Raw genomic sequence first — 13,991 nt, 5'->3', positions numbered from 1 at the left:
AGCGATAATCGTTGTCACATTTCTGTTTTTTAACTATTTATCATAGGTCGGGTTTTTCATAAAAGTGTCATAAAAGTGACGCATAATGGCGCCGCAAATCCCAGTGACAAGCCGTCACAACAGCAGGAGTTATAATGGCTAAGCGCATTTTGGTTGTGGAAGACGAAGCTCCCATCCGTGAAATGTTATGTTTCGTGCTGGAACAGAATGATTACCAGCCTATTGAGGCAGAAGACTACGACAGCGCGATTGGTAAGCTGATCGAACCCTGGCCGGATCTCATTCTGCTGGACTGGATGTTGCCGGGAGGCAGCGGTATTCAGTTTATTAAACATTTGAAACGTGAAGCCATGACGCGCGACATCCCGGTGATGATGCTGACGGCACGCGGCGAAGAAGAGGATCGCGTACGCGGTCTGGAAGTCGGCGCCGATGACTACATCACCAAGCCTTTCTCACCGAAAGAGCTGATGGCACGTATCAAAGCGGTGATGCGCCGTATTTCACCAATGGCGGTGGAAGAGGTGATTGAGATGCAGGGCCTGAGCCTGGATCCTTCCTCGCATCGCGTGATGTCGGAAAGCACCCCGCTGGAAATGGGACCGACCGAATATAAATTGCTGCACTTCTTTATGACGCACCCGGAGCGTGTTTACAGCCGCGAGCAGCTGCTGAACCACGTATGGGGCACCAACGTTTACGTTGAAGATCGTACTGTTGATGTGCATATCCGTCGTTTACGTAAAGCACTGGAAGTATCTGGCCACGATCGCATGGTTCAAACCGTACGCGGAACAGGGTATCGTTTCTCTGCCCGCTACTAAACGGAGTCTTTTACCGTGCTGGAACGACTCTCCTGGAAGAGATTATTGACTGAGCTGGCGCTGGTCTGTTTGCCCGCGCTGGTGCTTGGTCTGTTGTTCGGTTATCTGCCCTGGCTGCTGTTGATTGCAGTAGCGGGTGTGATGTTTTGGCACTTTAGAAACCTGATGCGTCTGTCGCACTGGCTGTGGGTCGATCGTTCTATGACGCCACCTGCCGGGCGCGGTAGCTGGGAACCGTTGTTCTACGGCTTGTACCAGATGCAACTGCGTAACCGTCGCCGTCGTCGTGAGCTGGGTAACCTGATTAAGCGCTTCCGCAGCGGCGCAGAATCCCTGCCCGATGCAGTGATTCTGACCACCGAAGAGGGCACCATTTTCTGGTGCAACGGGCTGGCACAACAGCATCTTGGGCTACGCTGGCCGGAAGATAATGGCCAGAACATCCTCAACTTGCTGCGCTATCCTGAGTTTTCCCGCTATATCCGCCAGCGTGATTTTGACAAGCCGCTGACGCTGGTACTGAACAATCAACATCATATGGAGTTCCGTGTGATGCCCTACAGCGAAGGGCAATGGTTGATGGTGGCGCGCGATGTCACGCAGATGCACCAGTTGGAAGGGGCACGACGTAACTTCTTTGCCAACGTCAGTCATGAACTGCGTACGCCGTTAACGGTGTTGCAGGGCTATCTGGAAATGATGGACGATGCGACGATGAACGAGCGCACACGCAGTAAGGCGTTGCACACCATGCAGGAGCAGACACGTCGCATGGATAGCCTGGTGAAACAGCTGCTGACCTTGTCGCGTATCGAGGCCGCGCCCGCTATCGATCTCAAAGAGACTGTGGATGTTCCGGGCATGCTGCAACTGTTGCAGCGCGAGGCGGAAACGCTCAGCCAGGGCCGGCACAGCATTCATTTCCGCACCGATCCGCACCTCAAAGTCTTCGGCAATGACGAACAGCTTCGTAGCGCCATTTCCAATCTGGTGTACAACGCGGTGAATCACACGCCGGACGGAACGCGACTGGATATCAGCTGGTTGCGCAGCAAAGAAGGGGCGGAGTTCAAAGTGTGTGATAACGGCCCGGGGATCAGCGAGGAGCATTTGCCGCGCCTGACCGAGCGTTTCTATCGGGTGGATAAAGCCCGCTCGCGCGCCACCGGCGGCAGCGGCTTAGGATTGGCGATCGTTAAGCATGCCTTGAGCCACCATAATGCGCGGCTGGAAATCACCAGTATTCCGCATCAGGAAACCTGTTTTAGTTTCGTGCTGCCGCCACGTTTGATTGTGGCGAAGAGCGTGCACAGTAAGGTCAGTTAAGCACGATGAAGTGGCGCAATTGATTGCGTGATGATTCGCGGCGCGACAGAATGTGCAGTTCAATGTTCATGACCTGATTTGCGGAAAACCTGATGAGATCGCTGTTGCTGTTCACGTTGCTGCTGTGCTCTACGCTGGCACAAAGCCAACAAACCATGCTCACCGGCAATTTGAGCAGCGTCGGCTCCGACACCCTCGGCTATCTGATGACCTTATGGGGCGAAGATTTCAGCCGCCAGTCACCGGGCGTTAACGTTCAGGTACAGGCGGCTGGATCTTCAACCGCCCCCACCGCGCTGGCGGCAGGTGCTGCCCAACTTGGGGCGATGAGCCGCCCAATGCAAATTGATGAACGCCAACTGTTTACCACGCGCTATGGCTATCCCCCGCTGGCGGTGCCCGTGGCGATGGATGCGCTGGTGGTGGTGGTCAATCAGGACAACCCGCTAACGCGTATTGAACAACCGCAACTCGATGCCCTTTTCTCTGTCACTCGCCTGTGTGGAGCGCACTCGGTGCCGCAGCACTGGGGCGATCTTGGCCTCAACCAGGGAGATTGGGCGCGACGCAGTATTCAGCGTTTTGGCCGTAATTCGGCATCAGGTACCTGGGGCTTCTTCAAACAGCAGGCGCTGTGTAAAGGGGATTTCCGCTCGGACGTCGCGGAGTTTCCCGGCTCGGCGGCGGTGGTGCAAGCGGTCGCGGCGACGCCCAACAGCATTGGTTATGCCAGTTTTGGCTTTCACCTGAGTGGCGTGAAGATGGTACCGATCGTCACTGCCAGCGGCGATAGCGTGATGCCGGACGCCGAAACCATTCGCAGTGGCCGTTATCCGTGGTCACGCCCGCTCTATATTTACGTCAATAAAGCGCCGGGCAAACCGCTGCCGCCGCTGGTGAATGCGTTCTTACAACAGGTGTTATCACCAGAAGGGCAGCGCCGGGTAACGGAAGCCGGGTATTTGCCACTTTCCGAAAGCCAGATGGCCCAGGCGCGCGCCGCCATTGAGTAAAATTGAAGAACGAGCATCCGATCATGAATTTTATTCACGTCACCTGAATTTTCTTCCATTGCCCAATTTGTTTCAGCATGTCACTCTTTCTGGACATTTAGCCATCCAGATGGCTATAAATAACCAGATGAAATTATACCCTGACGCAATTATGCGTTTAGCCAGGAGTGAACATGCCACAACAACAACCGTTCCGTGCCGATACCGTCGGCAGTTTTCTGCGTCCTGCGGCGATCAAGCAAGCGCGCGTGCAGTTTGCTAATGGCGAGATCACGGCTGAGCAGCTGCGTCAGGTAGAAGATGAAGCAATCCGCCACGTGGTCGAACAGCAGCGTGCCAACGGCTTGCAGGTGGTCACTGATGGCGAGTTCCGTCGCGCCTGGTGGCACTTTGACTTCTTTGGCGATCTGCAAGGCGTTGAGCTATTTGAAGCGGAGCAGGGCATCCAGTTCAACGGTGTACAAACCAAAGCGCACGGCGTGAAAGTCACGGGCAAAGTAGCCTTTAATCCGCATCACCCCATGTTGGATCACTTCCGCTTTCTGAAGAGCATTGCGGGTGACGCCGTGGCGAAGATGACCATCCCAAGCCCAAGCGTGCTGCACTTCCGCGGTGGGCGTAAGGTGATCGATGCCACCGTCTATCCCGATCTGAAAGAGTACTTTGCTGACCTGGCGCAGACTTACAAAGATGCGATCGCGGCTTTCTACGCGGCGGGCTGCCGTTTTCTGCAACTGGATGACACCGTTTGGGCTTACCTGTGCTCTTCGGATCAGCAGCAGCAGATCCGTGATCGCGGTGAAGATCCGCAGGAACTGGCGCGTATTTACGCTGAGGTGCTGAACAAAGCGCTGGAAGATAAACCGGCTGATCTGACCATTGGTCTGCACGTGTGCCGCGGCAACTTCCGCTCAACCTGGATTTCCGAAGGCGGCTATGAGCCGGTGGCCGAGATTCTGTTTGGGCAGGTGAATATTGATGCCTACTTCCTCGAATATGACAACGAGCGTTCCGGTGGTTTTGAACCGCTGCGCTTTATCAAACCCGGCCATCAGCAAGTGGTATTGGGTCTGATCACCACCAAAAACGGTGAACTGGAAGATCCGGATCAGGTGAAAGCGCGCCTGCAGGAAGCTTCGCAGTTTGTTAGCCTGAACCAGATTTGCCTCAGCCCACAGTGTGGCTTTGCCTCGACAGAAGAGGGCAACAGCCTGACGGAAGAGCAGCAGTGGCAGAAGATTCGTCTGGTAGTCGATATCGCTAATCAAGTGTGGTGATGCTGTAAACTTGTGCAAACAGGCGCGTAAATCGCGCCTTTTGTGCATCTGAAAGCCAAATTTTGCGAGGAGATCTCCCGCAATGCGGAAACTTTAAGCAAATCATCTGAGGTGTTTTCGCGCTATTCCCCGCTGATACACTGCTTTGTATCACTTTCTTGTTATATCCTTCTGGTTTTTCGATCCCGTATTGCCTTTCTTCGCTATAAACGTTTTAATTTGCGCCGTTGTCGATTTATCCCTCTGCGAACAGAAGAAAAGTAGATTAAATCACCTGCGCTTTAACGATTAGGCCCGCATAACGCTCTGACTTCATCAGGTAAGCCTTTGTTTTCGCGCATGCAGAGGACAACACGCACTCAACTTCCACCGCAACATCAGCTACAGGCAGTACAGAAGTTTATGACACATCGTTTAACCTCCAAGGATATCCTGGCGCTGGGCTTCATGACGTTTGCCCTGTTCGTTGGCGCAGGAAACATTATCTTTCCACCGATGGTGGGGATTCAGTCTGGCGAACACGTCTGGATTGCCGCTTTCGGCTTTCTGATTACGGCTGTTGGCTTGCCGGTGATGACCGTTATCGCCCTGGCGCGCGTCGGTGGCGGCATTGATGCCCTCAGCTCACCGATTGGTAAAGCCGCAGGTCTGTTGCTGGCAACGGTTTGCTATCTGGCGGTCGGTCCGCTGTTTGCGACGCCGCGCACGGCTACCGTCTCGTTTGAAGTGGGGATTGCTCCGCTGACGGGTGACGGTGCACTGCCGCTGTTTATCTACAGCCTGATTTACTTTGCGCTGGTGATCGGCATCTCTCTGTATCCGGGGAAATTGCTGGACACTGTTGGCCACTTCCTCGCACCACTGAAAATCGTGGCGTTGACCATTTTGGGTATCGCTGCGCTGCTGTGGCCAGCAGGGGGGATTGCACCTGCCACGGCTGATTACCAGCGTGCGGCGTTCTCCAGTGGCTTCGTCAACGGCTACCTGACGATGGATACGCTGGGTGCGCTGGTGTTCGGTATTGTGATTGTCAATGCTGCACGTTCTCGCGGCGTTGAAGATGCGAAACTGCTGACCCGTTACACCATGCTGGCGGGCGTGATTGCCGGTGTAGGATTGACGCTGGTCTATCTGAGCCTGTTCAAACTCGGTTCTGGCAGCGCCGGCCTGGTTGATCAGAATGCCAATGGTGCGGCGATTCTGCATGCGTATGTACAGCAGACCTTTGGCGGTATGGGCAGCTTCTTCCTGGCGGCACTGATCTTCGTGGCTTGCATGGTCACGGCGGTTGGCCTGACCTGCGCCTGTGCAGAATTCTTTGCGCAATACCTGCCGTTGTCGTATAAGACGCTGGTCTTTATTCTGGGTCTGTTCTCGATGGTGGTGTCGAATCTCGGCCTGAGCCACTTGATTCAGATCTCCATTCCGGTGCTGACGGCGATTTACCCACCGTGCATCGTGCTGGTGGTGCTGAGCTTCACCCTGAAATGGTGGAATAAGAGCTCGCGTATTATCGCACCGACCATGCTGGTGAGCCTGCTGTTTGGCATCGTTGATGCCATCAAAACCACCAATTTCAAAGATGTGCTGCCACTGTTCAGCCAGCATCTGCCGCTGGCCGATCAGGGACTTTCCTGGTTGCCGCCATCGCTGGTGATGCTGGTGATTGCCGCGGTGGTGGATCGGGCAAAAGGACGCGAACAAGTCGCTGTCCACCAGTAAGCGACATTGCTGTTAATTTCAACCACGGGCTTGCCCGTGGTTTTTTCATTTACAAGGTATTGGTGTTATGCAAGAAACCAACAAGCTCAAACGCGGACTGAGCACGCGCCACATCCGTTTTATGGCGCTGGGATCGGCAATCGGTACCGGGCTGTTTTACGGCTCGGCGGATGCGATCAAAATGGCAGGACCCAGCGTGCTGCTGGCGTACATCATCGGCGGTGCGGTGGCGTACATCATCATGCGTGCATTGGGTGAGATGTCAGTGAATAACCCGCAGGCCAGCTCGTTTTCGCGCTACGCGCAGGACTATCTGGGGCCGTTAGCGGGTTACATCACCGGCTGGACCTACTGTTTTGAAATCCTGATTGTGGCGATTGCCGACGTGACGGCTTTTGGTATCTACATGGGCGTGTGGTTCCCGGAGGTGCCGCACTGGATTTGGGTGTTGTCGGTGGTGCTGATTATTGGTGCCATTAACCTGATGAGCGTGAAGGTGTTTGGCGAAGTGGAGTTCTGGTTCTCCTTCTTCAAAGTTGCCACCATCATCATCATGATTATCGCCGGGTTTGGCATGATTTTCTGGGGCATCGGCAACGGCGGTCAGCCTACGGGTATCCATAACCTGTGGACCAATGGTGGCTTCTTCGCTCACGGCATTGTGGGCATGCTGCTGTCATTGCAGATGGTGATGTTTGCCTATGGCGGCATTGAGATTATCGGGATTACCGCCGGTGAAGCGGAAGAGCCAGAGAAGTCGATCCCACGCGCCATCAACTCGGTTCCGCTGCGCATTCTGGTGTTCTATGTCGGCACGCTGTTTGTCATCATGTCGATCTATCCGTGGAACCAGGTCGGCACCTCCGGCAGTCCTTTTGTGCTGACCTTCCAGCATTTGGGTATTGCGGCTGCGGCATCGATTCTTAACTTTGTGGTATTGACGGCGTCACTCTCGGCGATCAACAGCGACGTGTTTGGCGTCGGGCGTATGCTGCACGGCATGGCGCAGCAGGGCCACGCGCCGAAGATGTTCCAGAAGGTCTCGGATCGCGGGATTCCGTGGGTCACCGTGCTGGTGATGATGGTGGCGATGCTGATCGCGGTGTATCTCAACTACCTGATGCCGGAAAAAGTGTTCCTGGTGATCGCGTCACTGGCGACCTTCGCCACGGTGTGGGTCTGGATCATGATTCTGCTGTCGCAAATTGCGTTTCGCCGCAAAATTGGCAAAGAGCAGGCAGGTAAACTGCAATTCGCCTTGCCAGGCGGCAGCAAAACGGCCTGGGTTGGCGTGGCTTTCCTGGTGTTCATCATTGCCTTGATCGGTTATTTCCCTGACACGCGTGTGTCGCTGTATGTCGGCTTCGCGTGGATTGTGCTGCTGTTGCTGGCCTGGCCGCTGGCGAATAAACGTAAAGCCTGATTATCCCGATGCGCATAACGGGCGGAGTGCTTGCCCGTTACGCGTGGTGGGAGGGCTATCCTTCAGGGCGGGAGAGATTCCCGCCCTGAACCTTTGAGCAGGATAAACGTGCTCAACGTTTCAGATCGTAGCGCAACTACCAATTGCTCCCCAACGCAATCTCGCCGCCCGCTGGACTCAGGTGATTGTCGTCATAATAGAGCGGCAATCCTCCGCTGGTGATCAAACAGCCCTGTTCATTACACAGATTCTCTCGCAGCGATAACACGCGTACACCTTGTTGCTTATAGCGCTGCAATAATTTCTCCACGGCCTCTTCCGGGAACTGGAAAAATCTGGTGCGCTCGGAGAGCAGCGGCGGGGCTTCCCATTTGCTCAGCCAGGCGCTCAGTTCGCGACGAATCGGGATGTTACGGTTATTGCTGTAGCGGAGTGGGTCGACATCCACTGAGGGGGCATCCTCAATGACCGTGACCTTTTTTCCCGCCTGAGTCAGCTGGGCCACCACGCGATCCATACCCGCTTGCAGCGCCTCCAGGTTACTCTTCTCGGGATGGCCGGTTTCGCGGAAGCCAGCACCGGGTAACAGGCTCATACCCGATGCCCAATAGGCGCTGATCACCACTTCGTCCACCTTGTCGCTCAGCACCATCTTCAGCACTTCCTGATTAAAGGTGATGCATTGCTGCGCATGATGTGGCATTTGGCTCACCACGCGCGTGGCACCAATCAGAAACGGACAGGAAGCTTTGGTAAGTTGATATAGCGGTTTATGCTGACGTTGTGCATAGCCCGACACCGAAGCACGCAGTGCGGCAGCGTGACTGTCGCCAATTAAGGCGATACCAGGGCGATCGGTGTTTGGATGACACTCCTCATGCCCGGAGGGCAGGTTTGCCCCGTAATCAAGCAAGCACGGATTACGCTGCGCCGAAATTTTCCAGCTGTCCGCATTGACGACGAGTTCACTAACCCGCGATTTCATGCCCCCGGTTTGCCACAACAGCAGCATCGCGCCCGCTGCAATCAGGGATGAGGCACAGTAGCCGGGGATCACCCAACGCGTGCCCGTGCGTGTCTGGCGGAAGGGCTGCTCGATAAAGCGCCACGAAAACCAGGCCAGACCCAGCGCTGCGCCGCTGATCATCAGACCTTGCCAGACGGTAAGGGGATGATCGCTACAGATGCGCGCCAGACTCAGCAGCGGCCAGTGCCACAGGTACCAGGAATAAGAGACCTTGCCGATAAAGCGCATCAGCGGATTTTCTAACAGTAACTGGTTAAGCTCGCTGCGCGCACCGATCATCAGGCAACCCGCCAGCACGGGAATGATCGCCAACCAGCCCGGAAATTGGCTATGGCTACTGAGCAACAGGCTGGCGGAGATTATCATCAACCAGCCCAGTAAATTGAGCAGGCTGGCCGTTCGGCCAGTGAGCGGTTGTGGTTTCCACAGCGCCAGCAGCACACCGGCACCGAGTTCCCAGGCGCGGGTTGGCAACAGATAAAAGGCGTGGGTGGTGGCATACGGTGTGATCCCGATACAGGCCACCAAAGAGATCACGCTCAGTATCAGTACCACAGAGCGCATCGAACGTTTGAGTCGTACGGCCAAAAGCAGAATGAAGGGCAGCACAATATAGAACTGTTCTTCTATTCCCAATGACCAGGTCATGAGCAGGGGATTTAAATCGGAATCGGTACTGAAATAGTCGCCGCTCTTGAGTAACAGCATATTGGGTACGGCGATAAATACCGACAGGCTGTATTTGGCTAGCTGGCTGAACTCCAGTGGTGAGAGCAGGATAAAGCCCAGTAGTAGCAATATCGTCATCATGAAAAATAACGCGGGGGCGATACGTCGAATGCGGCGTAAATAGAATTGATAAAATGAGAAGCGACCCTCGGATATTTCTTTGCTGATAATACCGCCGATCAGAAAACCGGAAATAACAAAGAAAAGGTCGACACCAATAAAACCGCCCTGCAGCGAGGTAACGCCGGAATGAAAAAGCACCACCAGAATTATGGCGACGGCGCGCAGGCCGTCAATATCCGCCCGATAGCGGTGAGAGGCATTCGCAGTCATAATTTAACCCAGAAGTTAGGATAAGGATGGTTATGCGTTCCAGAAAAAATAAATCGGCGCATCCTGTCGCCGAAAAAAGTTACAAAGGAGAAAAATGTGTATTACAAGGGATGATTGACGCTGACAGAATACGCGCTTTTAGCCGCTAAATATCAGGGCGCAAGAAAATTAGAATAATCGCACTATAGGGTGTGATTTATATTTGCCGGGCTGAAGCATAAACAGCGAAAAGATAAGCCTGGATTATCCTTCAGGCTTATCTTTTATGATGTGGTAAATCAGCTACAAGCTGATATGCGCGGGTAACAGCGCTTTGAGCTGGGGGTAGAGAACGGAATTGGCGAGCAGCACAGGATTGCCCTGCTGCAGACCGTTGTGACCAAGGTAATCATTGGTTATGCCGCCGGCCTCACGCATCAACACAATACCGGGTAACCCGTCCCACGGATTCATGTGAGCTTCGTAATAACCAATTAAACGACCGGCGGCGGCCCAGGCACTCATTAATGCGCCGGAACCATTACGGATGAACATGCCACCCTGTGACAGCAATCCACCAATAAACGCCGTCAATGGCTCCACGGGTTGGCTGTTGGAACTGCTAATGCCGAGCACGCCCTGATTAAGCTGCTGTGCGCTGTGCGCCTGGATACGTTTTTCGTTAACCCATGCGCCTTTACCCCGGCAGGCGTGAAAGGTTTCATGATGGTTGGGATCGCAGACCACGCCAATTACCGGCTCATTTTCACAAACTATCGCCAGTGACACGCACCAGTTATGTAATCCATTCAGGAAGTTACTGGTACCGTCAATGGGATCGATCACCCAGATAAAGCGCGCGCCTGCGGTATCGCCGCCGCTCTCTTCACCCAATACGGCATCATCGGGAAAGCGCTCGCGAATCAGATGCTTGACCAGTTCTTCCACGTTGCGGTCCGCTTCGCTGACCACATCCTGTAAATCCTTTTTATGCTCAATCACCAGTTGATGACGCTGCTGATACCAGGATAAAGCGCGGCTGGCTGCAGTTTTAGCGACATCACAGGCAAAGTGATAACGCGCGTCAAGTTCGGTTAGCGTAGCTGATGACATCTTTCCCTCTTATCATTTTCTGGCAAACGAAGTGACAAAAAACGCCGAAAAAGGCGACCTGGCGGTGTGACCTACTTAACAAAAGTTAAGAAAGGTTTCATTAAGCCGCAGATGACTGCGGCTGGCAAGAGGCGGAAATGCAGGGATTGTGAAAAAAAGCGGGTTTAGAGCTGCTGGTGGCGCGCAGCGTCCATCAGGCGCGGATAGAACTGGAAGAACAGCGGTTCGAGTTGCTGATAATGATCGACAAAATCCTGATAGGAGTCGCGCAGTGCTGCCAGGCGCGGGCGGCGATGTGCCATGCCATTAAGCACGCGAGCCAAACGCGCGGGTTCAGCATAGTGCTCAAACCAACGCTCGCGCCACATCACCGCATTCAGCTCGATAAATCCCTCTGGCGTGCCCGGCAACTGAGGCATAATTTCACGCTCAGCTGATGCGGTGAAGTCCACCAGCGATTGCGCGGGATGCAATCTATCCCAGTGCAGGGCCAGGAAGTGATCCCAGATGACGTCCAGGGTAATCGGTGCAACGCGGCGCGTTTCGGCCCGGAAAAATTGCCGTGCTTCACGCACTTCCGGCAGGCTGTCAGTCAAAACATCGACGCGGCGATGCATGGCGATACCCGCCACAACCGGTTCCGGCCATTGTGACTGCACATTGCCGCGCACGAAGTCGGCCATTAGATTGCCCAGCAGGGAGCTGTTTGCCAGCTGTGCGAGGTGGAGGTGAGCGAGAAAGTTCATGGCGCATTATATACACGTCATACTTCAAGTTACAGGTGCGTTGGCTGCTCTCGCTCACCTGCATCACTGACTAAAGTGAGCACACCGTGCTGCTCCCATTTGCCACCTTTCTGTACCTCGAAGGATGTTGTGTAAAGGCAGCAGCACAGAGATGCAGCCAGTTGTTCAGAATTTCCCGCTTTTCCGCTAAACTATGCCGCCTGTTTTTTGAGTCCTGAAAGAAGTGATGCATGCGTGTAGCCGATTTTGCTTTTGAGTTGCCAGAATCTTTGATCGCCCACTATCCGCAGGCGCAGCGCAGCGGTTGCCGCTTGCTGGCGCTGGATGGCCCAAGTGGGGCATTAAGCCATGAAGTGTTTACCGACGTACTGGATAAACTCAATCCGGGCGACCTGCTGGTGTTTAACAATACCCGCGTGATCCCGGCGCGTGTCTACGGCCGCAAAGCCAGTGGCGGCAAAATCGAGATGCTGGTGGAGCGCATGCTGGATGACAAACGCGTACTGGCGCACGTGCGTGCCTCGAAAGCGCCGAAGCCGGGTGCAGAGCTGCTGCTGGGCGATGACGAAAGCGTCAAAGCCACCATGGTCGCGCGCCACGATACGCTGTTTGAGATCGAATTTGCCGACGATCGCGCAGTGCTGGATATCCTGAACAGCGTCGGCCATATGCCGCTGCCGCCGTATATTGATCGTCCGGATGAAGAAGCAGACCGTGAACTTTATCAAACCGTTTACAGCGCGCGTCCGGGTGCGGTAGCCGCACCGACCGCCGGTTTACATTTTGATGAACCGCTGCTGGACGCGCTGCGCGCCAAAGGCATCGAAATGGCGTTTGTCACGCTGCACGTTGGCGCAGGTACCTTCCAGCCGGTGCGCGTCGAGAACATCAACGACCACATCATGCACTCTGAGTATGCCGAAGTGCCGCAGGATGTGGTGGATGCCGTGCTGGCGTGTAAAGCGCGCGGCAACAAAGTGGTCGCGGTTGGCACCACCTCCGTGCGTTCTCTGGAGAGCGCGGCGCATGCGGCTCAGGATGCGCTGATTGCGCCCTTCTTCGACGACACCCAGATCTTCATTTATCCTGGCTATCACTATCAGGTGATTGATGCGCTGATCACCAACTTCCATCTGCCGGAATCGACGCTGATTATGCTGGTGTCGGCATTTGCCGGTTACAAAAATACCATGGCGGCTTATCAAAGCGCGGTGGCAGAGCAGTACCGTTTCTTTAGCTACGGGGATGCCATGTACATCACCCGTAATCCACAGGCTCCTGACGAAGTGGTTGGAGCTTAATAATCAGACTGTTTCTCTGATTATCTAATGAGGTTAATGTGAAATTTGAATTAGATACCACCGACGGACGCGCACGCCGTGGCCGTTTGGTGTTCGATCGCGGTGTCGTGGAAACTCCAGCATTTATGCCTGTGGGCACCTACGGCACCGTGAAGGGCATGACGCCGGAAGAAGTAAAAGACACCGGTGCGCAGATCCTGCTCGGTAACACCTTCCACCTGTGGCTGCGTCCGGGCCAGGAGATCATGAAACTGCACGGTGACCTGCACGATTTCATGAACTGGCAGGGACCGATCCTCACTGACTCCGGTGGCTTCCAGGTGTTCAGCCTCGGTGACATCCGTAAGATCACCGAAGCGGGCGTGCATTTCCGTAACCCGATCAACGGCGACCCGATTTTCCTCGATCCGGAAAAATCGATGGAAATTCAGTACGATCTCGGTTCAGACGTGGTGATGATTTTCGACGAGTGTACGCCGTATCCAGCCGACTGGGATTACGCCAAGCGTTCCATGGAGATGTCACTGCGTTGGGCGCAGCGTAGCCGCGATCGCTTTGATTCACTCGGGAATAAAAACGCGCTGTTCGGCATTATTCAGGGCGGTGTTTACGAAGATTTACGAGATGTCTCGGTTAAAGGTCTGGTAGATATCGGCTTTGATGGGTACGCTGTGGGCGGCCTGGCGGTGGGTGAGCCTAAAGAGGACATGCACCGAATCCTGGAACACGTCTGTCCGCAAATTCCGCAAGATAAACCGCGTTATTTGATGGGCGTCGGCAAGCCAGAAGATCTGGTGGAAGGCGTTCGCCGCGGTATCGATATGTTTGACTGCGTCATGCCAACGCGTAATGCGCGTAATGGTCACCTGTTTGTGACCGATGGCGTGGTGAAAATCCGTAACGCCAGGTATAAAGATGACACGGCAACGCTGGATGCGGAGTGTGATTGTTACACCTGTCGCAATTATAGCCGCGCCTATTTGTATCATCTTGATCGTTGTAACGAAATACTGGGCGCACGTCTGAATACGATTCACAATCTGCGCTATTACCAGCGTCTGATGGCGGGTTTACGTAAGGCCATTGAAGAGGGTAAATTAGAGCACTTTGTTAGCGAGTTCTACCAACGGACGGGTAAAGCGGTTCCACCGTTAAACGTCTGATAATTCTATCAATGA

Annotated in this window: 11 protein-coding genes; 8 read left to right on the top strand and 3 right to left on the bottom strand. The window is 54.5% G+C overall.

Annotation, left to right across the window (positions count from 1 at the left end; translation table 11 throughout):
* The first annotated feature begins 134 nt into the window (after positions 1-134).
* The 6 genes from phoB (at position 135) to proY (ending at position 7,585) form a co-directional block, all read left to right on the top strand.
* Positions 135-824 carry a phosphate response regulator transcription factor PhoB gene (phoB, locus tag ACCW76_RS13050; protein WP_034830536.1) on the top strand — a complete coding sequence of 230 codons (690 nt, stop codon included), beginning with the start codon at positions 135-137 and terminating at the stop codon, positions 822-824.
* Between the two features lie 15 nt (positions 825-839).
* Complete coding sequence (gene phoR, locus ACCW76_RS13045; RefSeq protein WP_038648633.1) at positions 840-2,150, top strand: phosphate regulon sensor histidine kinase PhoR; 1,311 nt, start codon at positions 840-842, stop codon at positions 2,148-2,150.
* Positions 2,151-2,242: 92 nt separating this feature from the next.
* A complete protein-coding gene (locus ACCW76_RS13040) occupies positions 2,243-3,163 on the top strand; it encodes a PstS family phosphate ABC transporter substrate-binding protein (RefSeq protein ID WP_436338723.1) in 921 nt (306 codons plus the stop codon).
* Positions 3,164-3,336: 173 nt separating this feature from the next.
* Positions 3,337-4,440 carry a cobalamin-independent methionine synthase II family protein gene (locus tag ACCW76_RS13035; protein WP_436338722.1) on the top strand — a complete coding sequence of 368 codons (1,104 nt, stop codon included), beginning with the start codon at positions 3,337-3,339 and terminating at the stop codon, positions 4,438-4,440.
* A gap of 402 nt (positions 4,441-4,842) precedes the next feature.
* Positions 4,843-6,162 (top strand): branched-chain amino acid transporter carrier protein BrnQ, encoded by a 1,320-nt coding sequence (gene brnQ / locus ACCW76_RS13030; protein ID WP_045833910.1) that lies wholly within the window; start codon positions 4,843-4,845, stop codon positions 6,160-6,162.
* 67 nt (positions 6,163-6,229) lie between these two features.
* Positions 6,230-7,585, top strand: coding sequence for a proline-specific permease ProY (gene proY / locus ACCW76_RS13025; protein ID WP_436338721.1), 1,356 nt, complete (start codon positions 6,230-6,232; stop codon positions 7,583-7,585).
* A gap of 136 nt (positions 7,586-7,721) precedes the next feature.
* Here proY and ACCW76_RS13020 read toward each other — a convergent pair whose 3' ends face one another.
* From ACCW76_RS13020 to ACCW76_RS13010, 3 genes are all read right to left on the bottom strand, one after another.
* A complete protein-coding gene (locus ACCW76_RS13020; RefSeq protein ID WP_436338720.1) occupies positions 7,722-9,674 on the bottom strand; it encodes an acyltransferase family protein in 1,953 nt (650 codons plus the stop codon).
* A gap of 282 nt (positions 9,675-9,956) precedes the next feature.
* Complete coding sequence (locus ACCW76_RS13015; RefSeq protein ID WP_045813769.1) at positions 9,957-10,766, bottom strand: inositol monophosphatase family protein; 810 nt, start codon at positions 10,764-10,766, stop codon at positions 9,957-9,959.
* Positions 10,767-10,930: 164 nt separating this feature from the next.
* A complete protein-coding gene (locus ACCW76_RS13010; RefSeq protein ID WP_436338719.1) occupies positions 10,931-11,512 on the bottom strand; it encodes an ACP phosphodiesterase in 582 nt (193 codons plus the stop codon).
* Positions 11,513-11,742: 230 nt separating this feature from the next.
* Between ACCW76_RS13010 and queA the strand changes: the two genes are divergently transcribed.
* Together queA and tgt are read left to right on the top strand one after the other, a co-directional pair.
* On the top strand, positions 11,743-12,813 hold the full coding sequence (gene queA / locus ACCW76_RS13005) for a tRNA preQ1(34) S-adenosylmethionine ribosyltransferase-isomerase QueA (RefSeq protein ID WP_436338718.1): 1,071 nt from the start codon (positions 11,743-11,745) through the stop codon (positions 12,811-12,813).
* A gap of 38 nt (positions 12,814-12,851) precedes the next feature.
* Entirely contained in the window at positions 12,852-13,976 is a 1,125-nt protein-coding gene (tgt, locus tag ACCW76_RS13000) for a tRNA guanosine(34) transglycosylase Tgt (RefSeq protein WP_038648613.1), read from the top strand.
* Positions 13,977-13,991: the final 15 nt, after the last annotated feature.

It is taken from the genome of Pantoea sp. C8B4, assembly GCF_051336905.1.
Lineage (GTDB): Bacteria > Pseudomonadota > Gammaproteobacteria > Enterobacterales > Enterobacteriaceae > Pantoea > Pantoea rwandensis_B.
The sequence above is the reverse complement of the archived record's forward strand: the minus strand, read 5'-3'. Positions and strand labels throughout refer to the sequence as shown.